The sequence below is a fragment of the Mesorhizobium sp. M0698 genome (genome assembly GCF_040320455.1).
In the GTDB taxonomy this organism is placed as follows: Bacteria; Pseudomonadota; Alphaproteobacteria; order Rhizobiales; family Rhizobiaceae; genus Mesorhizobium.
The window spans coordinates 26,499-48,603 of record NZ_JAMYPQ010000010.1 but is presented as its reverse complement, the minus strand read 5'-3'; the positions used below and the strand labels follow the sequence as shown (position 1 = coordinate 48,603).

The window sequence follows — 22,105 nt, the reverse complement described above, 5'->3', positions numbered from 1 at the left end:
GTGCTCAGTTGTTGCTGATTACCCGTGCCGGATTGCCGACCACCGTGGTGTTCGCCGCCACGTCGCGCGTCACCACAGCACCGGCGCCGACGATGGCGCCATCGCCGATCCTGACTCCGCCGAGGATGACGGCACTGCCGCCGATCCAGGCATTGTCGCCGATCTCGACCGGCTTGGCGATCTCCAGCCCTGTCCGTCGCCCGGCAGCCTCCTTGTGGTGCTCGGCGCAATAGATCTGCACATTCGGGCCGAGCAGCGTTCCCTTACCGATGCGCACTGGCGCCGTGTCGAGAATGATGCAGCCGGCATTGAGAAAAACACGGTCGCCGAGAAAGATGTTGAAGCCATAGGCGCAGTGGAACTGCGCCTCGATCCGGGCGCCCTCGCCCGCAGCGCCGAGCAGCGTCCGCAATCCAGGCCCGATATCGCCACGCTGCCGGGGTGGCAGGCTGTTGTGCTCGAACACCGCGTCTCGCGCCGTGATGCGCAACGCCTCCAGTTCCGGATCGAGGCAGCAATACCACTCGCCCGCCGCCATTTTCATGCGTTCGCTTCCGGCCATGGCTGCAACTCCAGTTTCAACTTTGCCAAAGCACAAGTGGTGAAAAAACGGAAGCGCCGGCGGCGACACCACCTCTGGTCAAATACCGGACCTATGGTAGCTTGCCCTCTCGGACCTGTCCCAAGCCGGCCATCGAGGGGATCAATCATGCTGTACATTTTTGCACTCCTGATTGGCATCGTTGCCGGGCTTCGCGCCATGACCGCGCCCGCCGCCGTCGCCTGGGGCGCCTGGCTTGGCTGGTTGCCGGTCGCGGACACCTGGGCGAGCTTCATGGGCCACTGGATCGCCGTCGGCATCTTCACCATCCTGGCCATCGCCGAACTGGTCACCGACCAGCTGCCCTCGGCGCCGAGCCGCAAGGTGCCGCAGCAATTCGGCACGCGTATCGTCTTGGGCGCTTTCACCGGCGCGGTGATCGGCGCCACCGGTGGCGCCATCATCGGCGGCCTGATCGCCGGCGCCGTTGGCGCGGTGATCGGCACGCTGGGCGGCGCCGAGGCGCGTAAACGCCTGGCCGCCGCCTTCGGCAAGGACCCGCCGGCCGCCTTCATCGAGGACGCTGTGGCGATCGTCGGCGGGCTTCTGATCGTGGCGGCGGTGGCATGACGGCAAAGACATTCGACGCCATTATCGTCGGTGCCGGGCAGGCCGGCCCACCGCTCGCCGGCAGGCTGAATGCGGCCGGCATGAGCGTGGCGCTGATCGAGCGAAAGCTGGTCGGCGGCACTTGCGTCAACACCGGCTGCACGCCGACCAAAACGATGGTGGCAAGCGCCTATGCCGCGCATCTCGCCCGCTCCGCCGCGGATTACGGGGTGACGCTATCCGGTCCCGTCGGCGTAAACTACAAGGCGATCAAGGCGCGCAAGGACAAGGTCTCCAACGACGCCCGCGGCAATCTCGAAGACTGGATTGCCGGCATGGACAAATGCACGCTCTATCGCGGCCATGCGCGCTTCGTAAGCGCCAACACGGTGCGCGTCGGCGACGATCTGCTGAGCGCCGAAAAGATATTCCTCAACACCGGCGGGCGCGCCTCGGTGCCCGGCCTGCCCGGCATCGACGGCATTTCTTACCTGACCAATTCCTCGATGATGGATCTCGACGTGCTGCCGCGCCATCTCATCGTTGTCGGCGGCAGCTATGTCTCGCTCGAATTCGCGCAGATGTTCCGCCGCTTCGGTTCCGAAGTCACGGTCATCGAAAAAAGCCCGCGTCTGATCGGTCGCGAGGACGAGGATGTCTCGGACGCCATTTTGTCGATCCTCGAAAACGAAGCCATTGCCGTCCATCTCGGCGCCGACGACATCCGCTTCGCCAGGCGAGGCAACGAAATCGCCGTGACCTTCTCGCCAGGCAAGGCGGCTGCGGTCGGCTCGCATGTGCTGCTGGCGCTCGGCCGCACGCCAAACACCGACGATCTCGGCCTCGACAAAGCCGGCGTCGAGGTCGACAAACGCGGCTTCATCGTCGTCGACGACCAGTTGCGCACCAGCGTGCCCGGCATCTGGGCGATGGGCGACTGCAACGGCAAGGGCGCCTTCACCCACACCTCGTACAACGATTACGAGATCGTCGCCGCCAACCTGCTCGACAACGATCCGCGCAAGGTCAGCGACCGCATCGAGGCCTATGCGCTCTATATCGACCCACCACTCGGCCGCTGCGGCATGACCGAAGCCGCGGTAAGGAAATCCGGCCGCCGCGCCCTGGTTGGCCAGCGGCCAATGACCCGCGTCAGCCGTGCAGTCGAAAAAGGTGAGACGCAAGGCTTCATGAAGATCCTGGTCGATGCCGACACCAAGGAGATCCTCGGCTGTTCGGTGCTCGGCCCGGGCGGCGACGAGGCGGTGCACTGCGTGCTCGACCTGATGTATGCCAAAGCGCCGGTCAGCACGCTGGCGCGCGCCGTGCACATCCACCCGAATGTCTCGGAGCTTCTGCCGACCATCGCCCAGGAACTCAAGCCGCTGGTGTGACGGCCGGGTAGAATCGTGCGCCCATGGCGGCGCCGGCTGGACCAATCGACAGCCCAGCGGCAAAAGGGCATGTGTTCCGCCTCTTCTCCCGGAGGCATCCCATGCAGAAGTCCATCGAACGCGTCGCCGGCGACAGCGAAGGCGTTTCCTACGAATTCCCCGTCTTCCGCTTCGCCGGAACGGACAAGACGGCGCCTTCCGTCTATCTGCAGGCGGCACTTCATGCCGGCGAATTGCCGGGCGTCGTCGCCATCGACACGCTGATGCCGATGCTCAGCAAGGCGGAAGCCGAAGGCCGCATCACCGGCAATATGACCATCGTGCCCTGGGCTAATCCGATCGGTCGCGCGCAATATCTTTACGGCGACCATCAGGGCCGCTTTCATCTGGGCACGCGCACCAATTTCAATCGCGGCTTTCCGCGGCTCGCCGCGCCCGACCTCACGCTGCTGCCGACGCACGGCACGGTCGACCAGCGGCTGAAAACGCGGCTGCTGCAGCTCTCCATCGGCCACGACATCGTGCTCGACCTGCATTGCGACGATGAGGGCCTCGCCTATCTTTACGTCCACACCAGCCTGTGGCCGGCCATGGCGGATTGTGCAGCGGCCATGGGCGTCGATGCGGTGATGCTGTGGGACGAAGACCCCGACGGCACCTTCGAAGGCGCCTCGATCATGCCGTATCAGAACGTTCCCGCCGACGTCGCGTGCCTCGACCGGCGCGTCGCCACCACCGTCGAATATCGCGGCATACTCGATGTCGACGGCGCCCACGCCGGCGCCGATGCCGAAGGGCTCTACCGGCTGCTGGTGGCGCGCGGCGTCATCCAGGACCAGGCGCTGCCCGCGCCTGGCAGCTTCGTTGGGCTCGTCGCGCCGCTCGAAAACATCGAGATGATGCCGGCGCCCCGCTCGGGCGCGATCCTTTACGACGTGAAGCCGGGCGACCGGGTCGCCAAGGGTGCGCGCCTTGCCACCATCGTCCACGCGCCCGGCGAGCCCGACGGCCGCACGGAAGTGTTGGCGCCGCAGGCTGGCCTCATCCTGACGCGGCGTTCCCGCCGCATCATCCGCGCCGGCGAAGACCTCTTGAAGCTGGTCGGCGACGGGACGAGCGCCGATGCAAGGTCGGGAACGCTGGAGGACTGACGCACCCCGCCAGGCTACCCCGAAATCGCCTGTCGCGCCTTGGCCTCCAGCCATTCGGCCATCTGCCGGTACGGCACCGGACCATGGCTCACGCGGGCGACGCCGAGTTCGGCAAGCCTCTGGCGCGGCGGCACATGCGCCAGGGCAATGATGTTGACCGGCAATGCCGTTGCCTCGCAGAGCGCCTCGATCAGGCCTTCATCGGCAAGCCCCGGCGCAAAGAAGCCATGCGCTCCGGCCCTTTCGTAGGCGTGCGCCCGCTCGATCGCCTGATCGAGAAGAGCCTTGTCGTGCGCATTCGGTTTAGTCTTCAGGAAAATGTCGGTTCGGGTATTAATGAAGGCCGGAATACCCGACGTCTTCACCGCCGCTGCAGCCGCTTCGATCCGCCTCACCTGTATGGCGATGTCGTGCAGCCCACTGCCGCCGACGATCTGATCCTCGAAATTAAAGCCGACGGCTCCAGCCTGCACGGCGAGCGTCACGCTGCGGGCGACAACCTCCGGAGCGACCCCGTAACCCCCCTCAAGGTCCATGGTTACCGGCACATCCACCACCGCAACGATGCGTTTGATGTTTTCGAGCGCCAGTTCAAACGGGATTTTCTCGCCATCGGCGAATCCGAAAGCGGCCGCGACCGGCCAGCTTCCGGTGGCGATGGCCTTGGCCCCTGCTTTCTCGATGATCTTGGCGGAGCCTGGGTCCCAGGCATTGTAGAGGACAATCGGGTTTCCCTTGACATGGAGGGAATGGAACGTCCGTGCGCGGTCGAACTGCTGGGTCATTTGATGTTTTCCCGTCTTCCTGCTGTTTGATGCAGAGTCTAGGCAGGACTGCCGGTCTTGGCCATGTGCCATGGGTTGCGAAAGCGGCAGCCACCCCACAGACTTTCAAACCTGTTGCGCATACCGCTTTTCGCGGCTATGGATTTCGCCATGAATATGCGTTCGATCAAGACCATTTGGTGGTGGGCTCGCTGACAGCGGCCTGTTCGAACGCGTTCGCGTGACAATAGAGGGTGGCCGCAGCGGAATGTCCGGGCGGCCATTTGTTTTTTCAAGCCATTCCCGGGTCCGTTGCCCCAAAGACGCTGATGGAGACGGCAATGACGACGAAAATTCTGGAGAATGGCGCCGAGCGCTTCGTCACAGCAGGTGGCGTGGCGATTACCCGCCAGCGCCATGACCGGCCTTACGAGGGGGCGATCGACGGCTATGTCGATGGCCTGAATTCGCGCCGCGGCGCCGTGTTTTCCTCGAATTACGAATATCCCGGCCGCTATACGCGCTGGGACACCGCCATCATCGATCCGCCGGTGGTGATCTCGGCACGCGGCCGCGCCATGCGCATCGAGGCGCTGAACCGCCGCGGCGACGTGCTTTTGCCGGTGATCGGCACGGTGCTTGCCGGCCTTGACGATGTCACGATCGCCGAGACGTCCAACAAACTCATCCGCCTCGAGGTCGCCAAGCCCGATCGTATCTTTACCGAAGAGGAACGCAGCCGCGTTCCCTCCGTCTTCACCGTGCTGCGCGCCATCACGGCTTTGTTCAAGACCGAGGAAGACGCCAATCTCGGCCTCTATGGCGCCTTCGGCTACGACCTCGCCTTCCAGTTCGATCCGGTCGACTACAAGCTCGAGCGCAAGTCAAGCCAGCGCGATCTCGTGCTGTTCCTGCCCGACGAGATCCTCGTCGTCGACCACTATTCGACCAAGGCCTGGACCGACCGCTACGACTATTCCGGCGATGGCTTCTCGACCGAAGGCCTGCCGCGCGACGAAATCGTCGAGCCGTTCAGGACCGCCGACCGCATCCCGCCGCGCGGCGACCACGAGCCCGGCGAATATGCCAAGCTGGTGCGCAAGGCGATGAAGAGCTTCGAGCGCGGCGACCTGTTCGAAGTGGTGCCGGGGCAGATGTTCTACGAACGCTGCGAAACCCAGCCCTCCGAGATTTCCCGCAAGCTGAAGAGCATCAACCCTTCGCCCTATTCCTTCTTCATCAATCTCGGCGAGGGCGAATATCTGATCGGCGCCTCGCCGGAAATGTTCGTGCGCGTCAACGGCCGCCGCGTCGAGACCTGCCCGATCTCCGGTACCATCAAGCGCGGCGACGACGCCATCTCCGACAGCGAGCAGATCCTGAAGCTGCTCAATTCGAAGAAGGACGAATCCGAACTCACCATGTGCTCGGACGTCGACCGCAACGACAAGTCGAGGGTCTGCGAGCCGGGCTCGGTGCGCGTCATCGGCCGCCGCCAGATCGAAATGTACTCCCGCCTGATCCACACCGTCGACCACATCGAGGGGCGGCTGCGCGAAGGCATGGACGCCTTCGACGCCTTTCTGTCGCATGCCTGGGCGGTCACCGTCACCGGCGCGCCGAAATTATGGGCCATGCGCTTCATCGAGCAGAACGAGAAGAGCCCGCGCGCCTGGTATGGCGGGGCGATCGGCATGGTCAATTTCAACGGTGACATGAATACCGGCCTGACGCTTCGCACCATTCGCATCAAGGACGGCATCGCCGAGGTACGCGCCGGCGCCACGCTGCTCTTCGACAGCATTCCCGAGGAAGAAGAAGCCGAAACCGAACTGAAGGCATCCGCCATGCTCTCCGCCATCCGCGACGCCAAATCAGGCAATGCCGCCAGCACCGAACGCAGCACCGCGCGTGTCGGCGACGGCGTCAACATCCTGCTGGTCGACCACGAGGACAGTTTCGTCCATACGCTCGCCAACTATTTCCGCCAGACCGGCGCCAACGTCTCGACGGTGCGCACGCCGGTGCCGGACGAGATCTTCGACCGGCTGAAGCCAAACCTGGTCGTGCTGTCGCCCGGCCCCGGCACGCCGAAGGACTTCGACTGCGCCGCCACCATCAAGCGGGCCCGTGCGCGCGACCTGCCGATCTTCGGCGTCTGCCTCGGGCTGCAGGCGCTGGCCGAGGCCTATGGCGGCGAGCTGCGCCAACTGCACATCCCGATGCATGGCAAGCCGTCGCGCATCCGCGTGTCGAAGCCGGGCATCATCTTCTCCGGCCTGCCCAAGGAGGTGACGGTCGGCCGCTATCATTCGATCTTTGCAGATCCGGTGCGGCTGCCCGATGGTTTTGTCGTCACCGCCGAGACCGAGGACGGCATCATCATGGCCTTCGAGCACCGCAAGGAGCCGATCGCCGCAGTGCAGTTCCACCCGGAGTCGATCATGACGCTCGGCCACAATGCCGGCATGCGCATCATCGAGAACATTGTCGCGCACCTGCCGCGCAAGGCCAAGGAAAAGGCCGCTTAATTCGAGGGCTCAGCGTTGGGATCTTTTCCCCAGTGACCGCGGCGGAAATCAAAGCCGCCGCCAGGCAGAAGGTCGCCAGCCTCGCCTTCTGGTCGATCGTCGTCGCCTGCGTCGTGCTCGGCCTGAAGCTGGTGGCCTGGTACGTCACCGGTTCGGTCGCGCTTTATTCGGACGCGCTGGAATCGATCGTCAACGTCATTGCCTCGGCCGCCGCCTATTGGGCGATCCAGGTCAGCTACAAGCCGGCCGACCAGGACCATCCGTTCGGCCACCATAAGGCCGAGTATTTCTCGGCCGTCCTCGAAGGCGTGCTGATCGTGCTTGCCGCCTTGCTGATCCTCAATGAGGTCTGGTGGTCCTGGCAGCATCCCGCCCTGCTGGAACAGCCATGGACCGGCCTTGCCGTCAATGGCGTCGCAACGGTCATCAACGCTGTCTGGGCCTTGACGCTGATCCGCACCGGCCGACGCGAAAAATCGCCGGCTCTCGTTGCCGACGGCAGGCACATCATGACCGACGTGGCGACCTCGGTCGGTGTGTTCATCGGCCTGGTCGGCGCCGTACTGACCGGCTGGCAGGTTCTCGATCCGGCTCTTGCGGTGATCGTGGCGCTGAACATTCTGTGGCAGGGCTGGCACGTCATCGGCTCGTCGATGAATGGGCTGATGGACCGCGCCGTCGACACCCAGGAACATATCCGCATACGCGACATCATCTCGGCCAATTGCAAGGGCGCGCTCGAGGTCCACGACCTGAAGACGCGCATCGCCGGCCGCGCCACCTTCATCGAGTTCCACCTGGTCGTCGACGCCGACATGTCGGTCGGCGCCAGCCACGTCATCTGCGACCGCATCGAGGACGCGCTGCAGGCCGAAATCCCTTCCGTGCGGGTCATCATCCATGTCGAACCCGACGACGAAGCGAAACTGCCCAAAGGCACGACGGCCGTGCCGTTCGCGTGAGGTGGCGTCGCGGAGAAAAATCGCTCAGTGGTGATCCTTCGCGCCCCCCTCTGTCCTGCCGGACATCTCCCCCTCAAGGGGGGAGATTGGATGTCGCTTTGGCTTTCGCCAATCTTCAAAGAAGAACGCTGTCGGTGAAGCTGCCGATCTCCCCCCTTGAGGGGGAGATGTCCGGCAGGACAGAGGGGGGTGCTGTCTCGCCGGCATCGCGTCTCTGAACTGCTACAGCCCGCAGGCAGCCTGCGGCATCGGCTCCAGCCGGTAGACCTTGTCGTCGGACATTGTGTCGCCCTCCGCCGAACACAGATCGATGATCGGCAGGCCGCTGTTCGGGTTGGCCAGCATCATCGTGCCGTTGGCGCCGCGGCGAAGGAAGACCTCCTGTTGCGCGATATCGCAGGAGGCACCACCCGTCTTCGCGCTCGCCGCGCAGCGCCACTGGTCGCCCTCGCCCTGGCAGTTATAGACCTGCGTGACCTTGGCCGATTTCTGCCGCGTGGTAACCGAAACGGCGATATCGGCGCCGCTTGGCCAATTGGCCGGATCGCCCTCCTTGGCGAAAGACGCCAGCTCGACCGGTCCGCGGAACACCCTGATCGACTGGGTCAGCTGGTCGAGATGCGAGCCGAGATGCTCGTCGTCGTAGTCGCGTCCGTAGCAGAAGGCCTGGTCCGGCTTCAGCCGCTCGCGCAATGGCGGGCCAAGGGCCGGGTCGATCGGGTCGATGCGCGCGAACTCGGCCTTGCAGGTGGCGGCCGGCATCGGGTCGAGCCTGAAGCCGTTGTCGTCCTTGCCCAGCGCCTGCCTTTCGTACTCCGCCTTGCCGAGCTCGTCTTCCGATCCGGCGTCGAGATAGAGATCGGGCTGCACGTCCGAGACGATCAGCCGGCCTTTGTCGTCGACCTTCAGCGAAGCCATGGTGCGGTCGCAGTCCATGCCGCAACGGATCGGGCCGGTCTTGCCGTCCTCCGACTCATGACTGCACCAGCCGCCAAGCCATTCAGGCGCCTCGGCGCCGCGCACCGTCGTCGCCATGAAGCCATTGTAGGAGGAATCGATGCCGGCGCTTGACTCCTCGTTTGGCCGGCTGACCGGATCGCGGCCGTAATAGAAGAAGATGCGCGCCACCTTCTGCTGCGGATGCGACTTGAGATGCGCGGCGTCGTAGACGCGGCCGAAGCAAGCGTCCTTGCCGTCGGGGCTGATCTCGGTGAGTTTGAGCGTGTCGTCGGCGAAAGCAGAGCCGGCGACGGCGGCGAGCAAGGCAACCCCAACTCCGGCGCCCATCACGGTCCTTGATATCATGCTGGCTCCCCCTGCCCCGACAAGACGTGGCTTCAATTTATGTTAGGATCGAGGTCGAGGCCACGCAAATTGCGCGCGCCGGCCAAATGGGAGATGAAGCCATGCGACGCCGCGATATTTTCCGCGTCGGTCTTGCCGGGGCCGCCGGGCTTTTCGGGCTGCGCCCCACCAAGGCGGCAGCCATTGAAGTCAAGGCCGTCGAAGAGGAAAGGCAAAAGGTCGCCTATCACCTCAGCGATCTCGACAAGGTCAATTTCGTGCTCGGCAACATCAAGAACCATTTCGAAGGCACCGACGGCAAAGTCGACATCGCGCTTGTCGTGCACGGCCCGGCACTTGCCGCCTTCAAGTCGAAGGGTATATCGGCCGCCATTTCCGGGCGGTTCGCCGGCCTTGTCCAGGATGGGCTCAGTCCGCACGCTTGCGCCAACACCATGCACGGCATGGATATCGGCCTGGCCGACCTGCTCGACGGCTTCCATGCAGCCGACAGGGGCGGCGTCGTCAAGCTCGCCGAATTGCAACGCCAGGGCTACGCCTATCTCAGGCCATAGGGCAATTCCAGGAAAAGTGTGAAACGGTTTGCCGTCCGGAATTGCGTCAAGACAAAGAGGGAGCGGTTCGCCGTTTCCGTGAAACGGTGAACCGCTCTAAACTTTTACGGACTTGAACGCGAGGACTGCGAGGGCCTACGAAGAGCAGGCAGAGTCCCCGGAGGAATAGACGTGCCAGCCACCACCACCCTTGTCAGCCCCTCTCTGGTCATCCCCGACCTTGCCGGAAAGGCGGTCCTGGTCACCGGCGCCTCGACCGGCATAGGCGCGGCGCTCGCACTCGCCTATGCCGCGCAGAAATGCCGCGTCGCGCTGCATTACAATTCGAGCCGCGCGGCTGCCGAAAACCTGGCCGCGACCATTCGCAACGGCGGCGGCGACGTGTTCCTCGCCCAGGGCGATTTCTCGATCCCCGCCGATGTCGAGCGCGTCGTCGAGGACAGTGCGCAACATTTCGGCCGGCTCGACGGCCTCGTCAATAATGCCGGCGGCATGCTCGGCCGCGTGCCCTATGCCGAGCAGACTGAGGCGCATTACGACGCGGTGATGGACCTCAACGCGCGTTCCGTGCTGACAGCTTCGCGCAAGGCAATCCCATGGCTGAAGCGGCAGGGTGGCTTCATCGTCAACACCTCCTCGATCGCCGCGCGCAACGGCGCCGGTGGCGGCGCCGGCCTTTACGGCTCGGCCAAGGCCTTCGTCTCCAACGTCACGCGCGGCATGGCCAAGGAGCTGATCGGTTTCAACATCCGCGTCAACGCGGTGGCGCCCGGCACGATCGCGACACCTTTCCACGAGCGCTACTCGACCGACGACCAGATGAAAGGCATGATCGCCACCATCCCGCAGGGCCGCGCCGGCACCGCCGAGGACTGCGTCGGCGCCTATCTGTTCCTCTCCTCCGATCTGTTGAGCGGCTACATCATCGGCCAGGTGATCGAGGTCAATGGCGGCCAGTTGATGCCGTAGGCGACGAACTGCATACTCCTGGTTGCGTCATCTCAACGGAGCAAAGCGAATGTACGGACTGATCGGCAAGATGCGGGCGATGCGCGGCCAGCGTGACGCAATGATGGATATCCTGCTCGCCAGCACCGGCGCCATGCCCGGCTGCCTGAACTACATCATCGCCACCGACCCGGCCGATGCCGACGCGATCTGGGTGACCGAAGTGTGGACCGACGCCGAAAGCCACAAGGCTTCGCTGCAGCTGCCCGAAGTCCAGGCGGCAATCGCCAAGGCACGGCCGATCATCGCCGGCTTCGAGTTCCAGGTGGAGACGCATCCTGTTGGCGGGTTCGGCTTACCGGCGGTGAAGGCGGGATAGAGGGAGAGGCCTATGGGACAGCGCCCCCCTCTGGCCTGCCGGCCATCTCCCCCTCAAGTGGGGAGATTGGCAGCTTCGCCGACAGCGCTCTTTTTTGGAGATTGGCGAAGGCCGACGTGACATCCATCTCCCCACTAGAGGGGGAGATGTCCGGCAGGACAGAGGGGGGCGCGAAGGATCGCCACGGATGGTTGGTGCCATTACCACCCAAGCCCTTTTCCGCGCAAAAAGGGTTCGCATTTTTTCGCGACCGGTCTAAGAGCCCATCTATGGATTCTTCCCCGAACCCGCCGGCCATCGAGCATCTGGCGCGGATCCACAAGGCTTGGCAGTGGCCGGTCCTGGTGGTGGTCTCGGTGCTGTTTGCCGGCGCGCTGGAAGTCGCTGCCCTGCCCGCCGCGCTCTTGATCGGACCGATGCTGGCGGCCATCGTCGCCGGCACCAACGGCGCCACGGTGCGCGTGCCGCGGGTTCTGTTCGGCTCAGCCCAGGCGGTCGTCGGCTGCCTGGTCGCCAGTTCCATCTCGGCCGATATCTTTCCCGTCTTCTACAAGGAATGGCCGCTGTTCCTTGGCGTCGTGATGGCGACGGTCGCGGCATCCAGCCTGCTCGGCTGGCTGATCAGCCGCTGGCGCATCCTGCCCGGCACCACCGCGGTCTGGGGCTCGTCGCCGGGCGCCGCCACCGCCATGGTGCTGATGGCCGGTGCCTTCGGCGCCGACCAGCGCCTCGTCGCCTTCATGCTTTATCTGCGCGTCATCTGCGTCTCGATGACGGCAGCCCTGGTGGCCAAGCTTTGGGTCGACACCTCGGGCATCGAGGTGCCGGCCATCGTCTGGTTCCCACCGGTCGACCCGCAAGGCTTGGCCGCAACGTTCGGCGTGGCGCTGGTCGGCGGCCTCGCCGGAAAGCTTTTCCGGCTGCCGTCGCCGTTTTTCCTCGGCACCTTCATTTTCGGCACCGTGATCCATCTTGGGCTCGGCGTGACCATGCAGTTGCCGCCCTGGCTGCTTGCCTTGAGCTATACGATGATCGGCTGGAGCATCGGCCTGAATTTCACCAGGGCCATTTTGCGCCACGCGGCCCGCGCGCTGCCGCAGATCGTCGGCTCGATCATTGCCCTGATCGTCTTTTGCGGCGGCCTCGCCTTCCTGATCAGCCGCCTGCTCGGCATCGATCCGCTGACCGCCTATCTGGCAACCAGCCCCGGCGGCATGGACAGCGTCGCCATCATCGCCGCCGCCGCGCAGCATGTCGACATCTCCTTCGTCATGGCGCTGCAATCGGCACGCTTCCTGATCGTGCTTCTGGTCGGCCCAAGCGTGGCGCGGCTGGTGGCGAGAAGCCTCAAACCATAGCAGCTTGCCTCTGCCTGCTTCGCAGCCGGTTTTCCTGAAACCGGGTCGCACTTTGCTGCCGCCGACCGTATCGGGCCAGCACGCGCACGAGCTCAAAAAATAACTTGACTCAAATACTCAGATTTGAGAGCCCCTTTCGTCAATGTACGGAAGAGTGGAGACGAGTTGATGCGGATACGGACGATGACATGGCTCCTGGGGATATCATTGCCGGGCAGCATGGCCCTGCTCGGCCTGTCCGCGCCGGCTCACGCCCAGGACCAGGGCGGCGTCACCGTTCTCAACAAGATCGAGGTCGATGCCGAGAGCGACGAGATCCTCGTGCAAGACGGCTACGTCGCCAAGAAGGACCGTATCGGCACCAAGACCGACACGCCGATAGTCAAGATTCCGCAAGCGGTTTCGGTTGTGACGCAAAAGCAGATCGAGGACCAGAAGCCACGCACGCTGAACGAATCGCTCGGCTATGTCGCCAGCGCCAATCCGAACAGCTTCGGCTTCGACACCCGCTATGATGCCTTCTTCCTGCGCGGCTTCCAGGCCTTTTACAACGGCATGTTCCGCGACGGGCTGCGCCAGTACAACGGCCCCTCGGCCTGGTTCAAGACCGAGCCCTACGGCATCGAGGGCGTCACCATACTGAAGGGTCCGGCCTCCTCGCTTTACGGCATCAGCGGTCCGGGCGGCATCGTCAATCTCGTCACCAAGCGCCCCAAGGAAGAACAGTTCCGCGAAATCGAAATGCTGCTAGGCGAACACAATCGCTTCCAGGCCGCACTCGACGCTTCCGGCCCGGTGAACGAAGACGGCAGCATTCTCTACCGCTTCACCAGCCTCGGCCGCACCAGCGACACCGACCTGCCCGGTTATCCCGACGACAAGATCTATCTGGCGCCGGCCGTCACCTTCAAGCCGGACGAGGACACCAGGCTGACCATCCTCGGCGAATATTCGAAATCCGTCACCGGCGGCACCGCTGCCTTCTACAATTCGGGCGGCGCTCTGACGAACCTCTACGAGAGCGATCCCGCCTGGAACGACTTCGACCAGACCCAGGGCCGCATCGGCTACGAGTTCGAGCACCGTTTCAGCGACGTGCTGACGGTCCGGCAGAACCTTCGCTACAGCGCCGTCGACAGCGACATCGAATATAGCGGCCATTACCCGGACGGAGTGGATCTGAAACGCTATTGGGGCCACTACACCGAGACCATGAAGAACTTCGTCGTCGACAACATGGCGCAGTTCGAATTCGATACCGGCCAGGTCAGGCACACGGCGGTAGCCGGCATCGACTACGCCTGGTCTAATTATGACGCCGGCAGCGGTATCTCCTATGTCTCCGTCGACGACATCAAGGCTGCTCCGGTTCCTTACTATGGCGGGCAGGAGATGAACCAGCTCGGCGCCTATCTGCATGACCAGATGGAGTGGAACGATTTCACCCTGTTCGCCAGCGGTCGCTACGACTGGGCCGACACCACCTTGACCGCCGCCGACTTCACCAAGTCCAAGCAGGACGACAGTGCCCTTTCCGGGCGGCTCGGCCTGTCTTACCAGACCGAATGGGGCATCACGCCCTATATCAACTATTCGACGTCGTTCTCGCCCAATATCGGCTTCGTCTATGACGATGTCAGCAGCCCTGTCGGTCGCGTCGCCCGTCCGACCATTGCGACGCAGAAGGAAATCGGCGTCAAATACGAATTTGCCGATTACAACGCCGCCGTCAGCGCCGCTCTGTTCGACATCGACCAGAAGGATGGCGTCGTCTTCGACGCCTCGACCGGCATCAACAAGCAGCGCCAGCTCGACCTGAACTCGCGCGGCGTCGAGCTGGAAGCCAGCGCTTCGCTCGACAACGGTCTCAGCATACTCGCCTCCTACACCTATCTGCGCGTGAAAATCGAACGCGGCGCCACGGGAACCGCAGGCAAGGAACTGTCGGCGACGCCAAATCACATCCTGTCGCTCTGGGGGCAGTACCAGTTCGAGGACGGCACGCTGCAGGGGCTCGGGCTGGGCAGCGGCGTTCGCGTCGCCGGCTCGAGCTATGGCGATGACACCAACACCTTCAAGAACGATGCGCGCGCCTTCGTCGACGCCTCGCTCTCCTATGATTTCGGCTACCGCAACCCCAAGCTCGAGGGCGTGAAGCTGCAGGTCAACGCCAAGAATGTGTTCGAGACTCAAAAATCCATCTGCTCGGCCGGCTATTGCTACCGCGACGAGGGCCGCTCGCTGTTCGCCAGCCTGCGCTACCGCTTCTGATGTCGATCGCCGTTTCCAGCCGGGCATCGACGCCTGTCGCGATCGTCCTGGCGATCGGCGGGCTCTACGTCGCGCAGAGTGTGATCGGCGGCATCACCTGGGCGGGCCTGCCGGCGGTGATGCGCGACCAGGGCCTGCCGCTCGACCGGATCGGCCTGGTTTCGCTGATCACGCTGCCATGGGCGCTCAAGTTTCTATGGGCGCCGGCCGTCGAGCGCTATCGCCTGCCGCCGGTCGGCAAGAACCGCACCGGCACGATCGTCGCCGCCGGTGGGCTTGCGTCCATCGCCGGGCTGTGGGCCGTCGGCGCGCTCGGCCCGGAGGCCTGGTGGCCGGTTCTGGCCTGCCTGACCATCGTCGCCTTCGCCGCCTCGACGGTCGACATTGCCTGCGATGGTTTCGCCGTGCAGAGCCTGGCTAAGGAAAACCACGGTTGGGGCAATGCCGCGCAGGTCGGCGGCGCCTATCTCGGCTCGGCCATCGGCGCCGGCCTGTTTCTGCTTCTGGTCGACGCTTATGGCTGGCGCATCGCCGTTTGGGCGATGGCCTTGCTGCTCCTGCCGCTCGGTCTGCCCTTCCTGCTCGGCGCGGCCAGCCGCGCGCGCGAGGAGACGCGCGAGCATGTTCCCAGCCTCCTCGACGCGTTGAAGCGTCCCGAAATTCGGCGCGGCCTGGCAGCGTCGGCCATCTATGTCCTGGCCCAGAAGGCGGCACTCGCCATGCTCGGACCATTCCTGATCGACGCCGGGCTCGACCTCTCGATGGTCGGACTTGTCAACGGCGTCGGCAGCATGTTCGTCGGCCTGGCTGCCGCACTCGCCGGCGGCGCTCTCGTCAAATGGTTCGGCCCGCGCAACGTGCTCGTCCTGACGCTTTTCCTGCAGGCCGGATCGCTGTTCTTCTTTTCGGTCTTCGATTTTCTTGGTGGCTTCTCGACCACCGCTTTGATGGCCATCGCGGTGCTTAGCTCGTCCGGCTTCATGGCTCTCGGTTTCGTCGCGCTTTACGCGCAGTTCATGCGCTGGTCAGATCCAAGACAGGCGGGCGTCGACTTCACGCTGTTCCAGTGCATGGACGCGCTGATGAGCATGGCCGGCGGGATCGCGGCCGGCTACGCCGCGCAGTATTTCGGCTATGGCGCGTTCTTCGCAGGCGCCGGCCTCGTCGCGCTTCTGGCCGCCCCGGCGATCGCCTTCGTATCCGACCGCCGCTGACCGCGGAGCATCGTCGCGCACTATTCTTCGCCGCCGTCCGCCGCTTGCGTCCCGCGGCGCCAGTAGGCGGTGACCAGATGCCGGTCGCGCGGCACACCCCATTCCTTGCGGACGATCCTGCGGATCTCGCGGAAATCGCCGAACTCGCATCCGGCCCAGACATAGAGATTGTCGATAAGGGCGGTGCGGTTCCGCTGCTGCAGCACCCCCGGTAACAGCCTGGCTGTGCCGGCCTCGCGCCCATGCCGATAGAGCCAGGTGACGGCAACGGCCTCGCCCGCGGCCAGCGGCATCCGGTCGTCGGGACCATCGACCTCGATGAACGCTTCGGCGCGGGTTGACGGCGAAAGCTGCTCCAGGATCCTGCCGATCGCCGGAAGCGCGGTGTCGTCGCCGAGCAGCAGCAGGTTTTGCGCCTCGGGCACGCCACCTCCGCCCGGTCCGATCATGCCGATGATCTCGCCGGCAACTGCCTTTTCGGCGAAAGCGGCCGCCGGCGTATCCATACCGGGGTGGAGGACGAAATCGACATCCAGCCAGCCACTTGCGGCGTCCAGCGCCCGGATCGTGTAGACGCGAACGACAAGCGCGTCCTCGCCCGACGGCCAGACCATCAGGCCGTCGGCGCCCATCGACGGCCACACCGGCAGCCTGCCGCGCGGCGGCAGCAGCAGCCGCACATGCAGGCCGCCACGGCCAAAGCGGCCGAGATCGTTGCCGGTGAAGCGGACGCGCTGCATATGCGGAGAAATCCGCGTCGAGGACAGCACCGTGATCTCGCGGAAGAACACCGGCGTACCGGCATCGCTGCCGTCGCCCTGCCAGGCGATGCCCCTGGTCGTGCCGAGATGTTGCGAAAAATGGCCGGCGACCGCCATTTTCATGTAGGACAGGCAGGTCTGGTCCTCGGCCGCGACGCTAATCAGCACGCTGTTATCACCGAGCGTCGCCTTCAACGAACCGTAATGCGTGCGAAATTCCCAATGATCGGCAAGGCCGGTATCGATCTCGGATTCGCCGTGCTCGGCGCGCAGCCTGTCCATCACCGACCGGATGGCGGAACCGCTGATCCGGGTTTGCGCACTCAATTGCTCCATCGCTCAGCCTTTCGGTGCCATTTGAACCCGAGCTCGCCATACGGCGTCCTCGCCACGCCGGAATGCCACAGCCGGCCCGCTGTTTCCACTAAAAGATGATAAGTATAGTCATGTTTTGAAATCAGGCTTAAGGGAAGTCCATTTGCAGGCCGCATCACCTAAATATCGACATGCTCTAGGTCGTGAACTCGTAAAGCGGGGCGTCGCCAGCGGCAGGGATCGAACCCGCACCTGAGCCAAGAGGCTCAGGATCACTGTGGTGATACTTTTACCAATTCCGTCACGCTGGCACCTGCCTCGTAGCGCAAATTTGCGCGGATCGCCATTCGAGGCTTCTCTTGTGGCGTCCGAGCCGATTCAGCGTCGGCATGAGCCGATACGACCTGCCCGACTTCGAGTGGCGCGTGATCGAGCCGCTCCTGCCCAACAAGCCGCCAGGCGTGCCGCGTGTGGATGACCGCCGCGTGCTGAACGACATCTTCTCAAGGCGACTGTGGCTGCGCTTATGAGTCGGTGGCCTAATCCAGCCGGTGCATCAGATCGTCGTCCAGCCAGCGAGCGAAGAAATAGACCAGTTGCTTGTGCCACCACGGCCAGTCATGCGCGACATCGCCGCCCCAATAGTCGACCCAGGCCGGAATCGACTTGTCACGCAGGATCTGTTCCAGCGCCTGCGTATCGGCCAGCATCCGTTCCTCCCAGGCACCCTGCCCGCAGCAGAAGATCAGCCGCAGCGCCTTCAGCCTGACGAGCAGCCCCGGATCGACGATACCCGGCAGGTAGTCGAGCGGCGAGTTGAAGAAAATCTGTCCGTCGAGCGCGCTGCCGAAGAAATCGTGGGTCGAGTAAACCCCCGACAGCGCGATGACGCCGCTGGCCAGCTCCGGAAAGCGGAAGACGAAATTCGACGAATGATAGCCGCCCATCGAGCAGCCGCAAAACAGCGGCTTCAGCGTACGCCCGCCATTGGCCTCGGCCGCGACAGACAGGAGTTCCGGCAGCGCCTCTTCGCGCACATAGCGGAAATACGCTTCATGCCGGGCGATGCGATGGGCCGGCTCGGCATGGCGGTCGAAGAAGGATTCCGCATCGATGCCGTCCAGCGTGAACAACTGGATGCGGCCGGTGTCGACGAACTCGGCGAGAGCCGAAACCGCGCCGGAATCCTCGAACTGATAGAACCGCCCTTGCGAAGTCGGGAACACAACCACGGGTCGGCCGGCATGGCCGTAGCGCTTGTATTCCATGTCGCGGCCGAGGTTGCGGCCAAAACCCTTGTGGTAGGAAACGTCCATCGCCTCACGCCTTTTCCGCATGGATGTAGTCGACCGCCCGGCGCAGCGCCTTCGGGTCCGTGGAGCGCAGCTGATAGGCGTAGTTTCCCATGGCGCGGCTGAAAACCTCCTCGATGGCGTGATGATGGACGATCATGCCGCCATGGGCGGCCAGCACGTCGGCATGGCTGTGCATATAGTTGAGGTGCCGCTTGCGGCTGGCATAGGCGGTGAAATACTTGCCCCTGTAAGGGCCGCCGGCGGCATCCTTGACCACCATGTCGGCCCAGGCGGCATAGACATCGATATCGAAGGTGTAATTGATGGCATCGGTCATCCAGGCGCCAGGCGGCCGCATGTTGACCTCCAGCGCGATGACCCTGTCGTCCCTGGTTTCGAACAGCTCGATGTGGAAGAAGCGCTCGCGCACGTCGAACGCCTTGAGGATTTTCCTGCCGGCCTCCTCGACCGCCCGGCTGATCTCGGGAAAACAGACATAGCTCATATGGCGGTCGCGGTTGACCACCTCCATGACGCTCTGGTCGTAGCGGTGGCTGGCGGCCAGCACCACCTCGCCGTCGCGGTTGACAAGCCCGTCATAGGTCACCACCAGTCCTTCGATGAATTGCTCCATGACGAAGCTGACGCCTTCCGGCTTGTCCCTGAAGAACCTGTCGAGTTCGCCGGCGTTGGAGATTTTGAAAGTGTTCGAGGCGCCGGAGCCGGAATCCGGCTTCACCACCACGGGATAGCCGACGCGGCGGATGAAGGTCATGGCGCCGGCGCGGTCGGAGCACTTGCGTTGCGGGATGGTTTCGACGCCGCTCTTGCGGAAGAACGCCCGCATGCGGCTCTTGCGTTTCAAATTCTTCACGAAGTCGAGCTTGGTGCCGAAGATGTTGAAGTCGGTGCGGATATTGGCTTCCAGCTCCAGCCAATGCTCGTTGAGCGATTCGAACCGGTCGACGCGGCCCCATTTGTGGATGAAATGGCCGATCGCCCGGAACACCGGCTCGTACTCCTCCATGTCGTCGATGCGGTAATATTCCGAAAGGGCTGCCTTCAATTTGCCGTCCAGCGCATCGAACGGCGCGTCGCCAATGCCGAGCACGGTGGCGCCGGCCTTCTTCAGCCGGTCGCAGAAATCGGCGCCATTGGCTGGAAAATGCGGCGAGAAGAACACGAAGTTCATGGACGATCCCTCCCGGCGGCGAGCCATTGCACCCCCGCCGACAATCGACTCTGGCGCATTTGCCGGGCTCGGGGAAGAGCAACTGGATCAGGTGAGCGGCTGGGTCCGCGAAAGGTGACGCCAAAACCGTGAAATAAAAAACCCGCCTCGACGGCGGGTCCTCGGCGCCAATCGGCACCATACCCAAATTAGTAGCATAGCTGCCGGCACAAAGCAAGAACAAAGTTGCTGTAATCAGGAAAAATCGCTTCATGTCGGCGCCGCGCCTTCATTGCAGCTTGGGTTCCTCGCCCCACGAAAGTGGGGAGAGGTGGCTCGGCGAAGCCGAGACGGAGGGGGGACTGCGCCCTACGAAGGCCCCCTCTCCGGCCGCGGAGCCTGTCCTCGGGCTTGCCGAAGGCAAGACCCGTGGGCGGCCACCTCTCCCCCGTTTCGCGACGGCGAGGAACCCAGGTCTTGAGGCTGGATCGGCAGCTTCTGCGACAGCGAGGCTCCCACTTGCCTCGCTTTGCCCGCTCCTGTATGAAATCCGCCATGAGCCCGCGCGCCACCTCTTTTGCGTCCCGTCCGACCGGTATTGCCGGCCAGACCGTTCGCGCGCTTGCCTCCACCCTGCTGCTTCTCGGCCTTATCGGCGATCGCCGGGTTCGCTGAAGGAGCGCCCGGCGGTCGAATTCGCCGCTCACGCGCACGCTCCTTGGCCATTCACAAATTGGCACGTCACATCAAGCGAACGAAATTCTGGTAAAGGCGCCGCTCGCCACCAATCCGCCTGAAGCTGGATCCGCGAGCCGCCGGGAGAAAAGACGATGAACGCACGAGAAGATATCCGTCTGAATGTAGAGGAAACCGCCAAGCCCGCGAGGGGCATGCCGGATGCTGCCCGCAAATACCAGCCCTATCCGACCGTCGGTCTTGCCGATCGCACCTGGCCTTCGAAAGTGATCGACAAGGCGCCGATCTGGTGCTCGGTCGACCTGCGCGACGGCAACCAGGCGCTGATCGATCCGATGGGCCAGGAACGCAAGGCGCGCATGTTCGCCCTGCTGCTCGACATGGGCTTCAAGGAGATCGAGATCGGCTTCCCGTCGGCCTCGCAGACCGACTTCGATTTCGCCCGCTGGTGCATCGAACAAGGCAACGTGCCCGCCGACGTCTCGCTGCAGGTGCTGGTGCAGTGCCGGCCGGAACTGATCACCCGCACTTTCGAGGCGCTGAAGGGCGCCACCAACCCGATCGTCCATTTCTACAACTCGACCAGCGAGCTGCAGCGCCGCGTCGTCTTCGAGAAGGACGTCGCCGGGATCAAGCGCATCGCTACCGATGCGGCCAAGATGATCACCGACATGGCGGCGAAGGCCGGCGGCGGCTACCGTTTCGAATATTCGCCGGAGAGCTTTACCGGCACCGAGCTCGAAGTGGCGCTGGAGATCTGCAACGCCGTCACCGAGATCGTCAAGCCGACGGCGGAAAACAAGCTGATCATCAACCTGCCCTCTACGGTCGAGATGTCGACGCCCAACATCTACGCCGACCGCATCGAATGGATGTGCCGCAATCTCGACGATCGCGAGAACCTGTTGATCTCGCTGCATCCGCACAATGATCGCGGCACCGGTATCGCCACCACCGAACTCGGCCTGATGGCGGGCGCCGACCGCGTCGAAGGCACGCTGTTCGGCAATGGCGAGCGCACCGGCAATGTCGACATCGTCACGCTGGCGCTCAACATGTACACGCAAGGCGTCGATCCCGGGCTCGACTGCTCCGACATCAACCGCATGAAGGACGTCTACGAATACTCCAACCAGCTGAAGATCCCGGAGCGCCACCCTTATGTCGGCGAGCTCGTCTACACCGCCTTTTCCGGCTCGCACCAGGACGCCATCAACAAGGGCATGAAGGCGCTGCGCAAGGCCAACACGCCGCACTGGGAGGTGCCCTATCTGCCGATCGACCCGGCCGATGTCGGCCGCAGCTACGAAGCCATCATCCGCATCAACTCGCAGTCCGGTAAGGGCGGCATCGCCTATGTGCTGCATGCGGATTACGGCCTCAACCTGCCGCGCAACCTGCAGATCGAGTTCAGCCAGGCTATCCAGGCGATCACCGACGCCGAAGGCAAGGAGGTGCCGGTCAAGCGCATCTACGAGCGCTTTCTCGACACCTATGTCGACCAGCCCGGCGCGCGGCTGAAGTTCCTCGACCACCACACCTATCCCGACACCGAGGTCAAGGGCCGGCGCGTGGTCGAGGCGGTGATCCTCGACAAAGGCAAGGAGGTGACCATATCAGGCACCGGCACCGGCCCGATCGACGGCTTCGTCGATGCGCTGTCGCGCCATGTCGGGGTGCCGATGTCGGTGCTGGATTATTCCGAGCATTCCATGCAGCGCGGCTCGAATGCCTCGGCCATTTCCTATGTCGAGATGGAACATCCGGGCGGCAAGCTGTTCGGCGCCGGCATCAACACCAACATCGTCGCCGCCTCGTTAGAAGCCGTGGTTTCGGCTGCCAACCGCATCGTCGGCCGAAAGCGCGGCTAGCCGAAACGGTCAGGC

General features: G+C 63.9%; 18 protein-coding genes, 1 tRNA gene and 1 pseudogene. 13 read left to right on the top strand and 7 right to left on the bottom strand.

From position 1 onward, the window contains the following. Positions 1-4: 4 nt before the first annotated feature. A complete protein-coding gene (locus NKI16_RS20175) occupies positions 5-562 on the bottom strand; it encodes a sugar O-acetyltransferase (protein ID WP_023679519.1) in 558 nt (185 codons plus the stop codon). A gap of 147 nt (positions 563-709) precedes the next feature. On the opposite strand from NKI16_RS20175, the gene NKI16_RS20170 reads away from it, so the two are divergent. The 3 genes from NKI16_RS20170 to NKI16_RS20160 all read left to right on the top strand — a co-directional run bounded on the left by NKI16_RS20170 (position 710) and on the right by NKI16_RS20160 (position 3,695). Next, positions 710-1,171: a membrane protein gene (locus tag NKI16_RS20170; protein WP_023679520.1), complete on the top strand. Its 462-nt coding sequence runs from the start codon at positions 710-712 to the stop codon at positions 1,169-1,171. Beyond that, entirely contained in the window at positions 1,168-2,544 is a 1,377-nt protein-coding gene (locus NKI16_RS20165) for an FAD-containing oxidoreductase (RefSeq protein ID WP_023679521.1), read from the top strand. The genes NKI16_RS20170 and NKI16_RS20165 overlap by 4 nt, the downstream gene beginning before the upstream one ends. 101 nt (positions 2,545-2,645) lie before the next feature. After that, entirely contained in the window at positions 2,646-3,695 is a 1,050-nt protein-coding gene (locus tag NKI16_RS20160; RefSeq protein WP_023679522.1) for a M14 family metallopeptidase, read from the top strand. 14 nt (positions 3,696-3,709) lie between these two features. On the opposite strand, the gene NKI16_RS20155 is transcribed toward NKI16_RS20160, so the two are convergent. Then, positions 3,710-4,480, bottom strand: a complete 771-nt coding sequence (locus NKI16_RS20155) for an isocitrate lyase/PEP mutase family protein (protein ID WP_023679523.1) — start codon at positions 4,478-4,480, stop codon at positions 3,710-3,712. Positions 4,481-4,800: 320 nt separating this feature from the next. Between NKI16_RS20155 and NKI16_RS20150 the strand changes: the two genes are divergently transcribed. Beyond that, complete coding sequence (locus NKI16_RS20150) at positions 4,801-6,990, top strand: anthranilate synthase (RefSeq protein WP_023679525.1); 2,190 nt, start codon at positions 4,801-4,803, stop codon at positions 6,988-6,990. Between the two features lie 32 nt (positions 6,991-7,022). Further along, positions 7,023-7,952, top strand: coding sequence for a cation diffusion facilitator family transporter (locus NKI16_RS20145; RefSeq protein WP_023679526.1), 930 nt, complete (start codon positions 7,023-7,025; stop codon positions 7,950-7,952). A 222-nt stretch (positions 7,953-8,174) separates the two neighbouring features. Here the strand turns inward: NKI16_RS20145 and NKI16_RS20140 are convergent, their stop codons facing one another. After that, complete coding sequence (locus NKI16_RS20140) at positions 8,175-9,257, bottom strand: hypothetical protein (protein ID WP_352620503.1); 1,083 nt, start codon at positions 9,255-9,257, stop codon at positions 8,175-8,177. Between the two features lie 101 nt (positions 9,258-9,358). Between NKI16_RS20140 and NKI16_RS20135 the strand changes: the two genes are divergently transcribed. From NKI16_RS20135 to NKI16_RS20110, 6 genes are all read left to right on the top strand, one after another. Continuing rightward, complete coding sequence (locus tag NKI16_RS20135) at positions 9,359-9,811, top strand: DsrE family protein (protein ID WP_352450551.1); 453 nt, start codon at positions 9,359-9,361, stop codon at positions 9,809-9,811. A 171-nt stretch (positions 9,812-9,982) separates the two neighbouring features. Then, a complete protein-coding gene (locus NKI16_RS20130) occupies positions 9,983-10,780 on the top strand; it encodes an SDR family NAD(P)-dependent oxidoreductase (protein ID WP_352478045.1) in 798 nt (265 codons plus the stop codon). A 49-nt stretch (positions 10,781-10,829) separates the two neighbouring features. Beyond that, positions 10,830-11,138, top strand: coding sequence for a putative quinol monooxygenase (locus NKI16_RS20125; protein WP_352450553.1), 309 nt, complete (start codon positions 10,830-10,832; stop codon positions 11,136-11,138). Positions 11,139-11,407: 269 nt separating this feature from the next. Continuing rightward, a complete protein-coding gene (locus tag NKI16_RS20120; RefSeq protein ID WP_352620502.1) occupies positions 11,408-12,496 on the top strand; it encodes an AbrB family transcriptional regulator in 1,089 nt (362 codons plus the stop codon). Between the two features lie 183 nt (positions 12,497-12,679). Further along, positions 12,680-14,767: a TonB-dependent siderophore receptor gene (locus NKI16_RS20115; RefSeq protein ID WP_352620500.1), complete on the top strand. Its 2,088-nt coding sequence runs from the start codon at positions 12,680-12,682 to the stop codon at positions 14,765-14,767. Next, a complete protein-coding gene (locus tag NKI16_RS20110) occupies positions 14,767-15,981 on the top strand; it encodes an MFS transporter (protein ID WP_352620498.1) in 1,215 nt (404 codons plus the stop codon). Before NKI16_RS20115 ends, NKI16_RS20110 begins: the two co-directional genes overlap by 1 nt. Before the next feature lie 20 nt (positions 15,982-16,001). Here NKI16_RS20110 and NKI16_RS20105 read toward each other — a convergent pair whose 3' ends face one another. Both NKI16_RS20105 and NKI16_RS20100 read right to left on the bottom strand, forming a co-directional pair. Further along, positions 16,002-17,078: a siderophore-interacting protein gene (locus NKI16_RS20105; protein ID WP_352620496.1), complete on the bottom strand. Its 1,077-nt coding sequence runs from the start codon at positions 17,076-17,078 to the stop codon at positions 16,002-16,004. A gap of 204 nt (positions 17,079-17,282) precedes the next feature. Further along, a tRNA-OTHER gene (locus tag NKI16_RS20100) sits at positions 17,283-17,368 on the bottom strand. 78 nt (positions 17,369-17,446) lie between these two features. Between NKI16_RS20100 and NKI16_RS20095 the strand changes: the two are divergent. Continuing rightward, positions 17,447-17,566, top strand: a pseudogene (locus NKI16_RS20095) (IS5/IS1182 family transposase); the annotation flags it as partial. A 30-nt stretch (positions 17,567-17,596) separates the two neighbouring features. Here NKI16_RS20095 and NKI16_RS20090 read toward each other — a convergent pair. Next, positions 17,597-18,373, bottom strand: coding sequence for an esterase family protein (locus tag NKI16_RS20090; protein WP_352620494.1), 777 nt, complete (start codon positions 18,371-18,373; stop codon positions 17,597-17,599). Positions 18,374-18,377: 4 nt separating this feature from the next. Then, on the bottom strand, positions 18,378-19,544 hold the full coding sequence (locus NKI16_RS20085) for an ATP-grasp domain-containing protein (RefSeq protein WP_352620492.1): 1,167 nt from the start codon (positions 19,542-19,544) through the stop codon (positions 18,378-18,380). Between the two features lie 809 nt (positions 19,545-20,353). On the opposite strand from NKI16_RS20085, the gene leuA reads away from it, so the two are divergent. Beyond that, positions 20,354-22,090, top strand: coding sequence for a 2-isopropylmalate synthase (gene leuA, locus NKI16_RS20080; RefSeq protein ID WP_352620490.1), 1,737 nt, complete (start codon positions 20,354-20,356; stop codon positions 22,088-22,090). Positions 22,091-22,105: the final 15 nt, after the last annotated feature.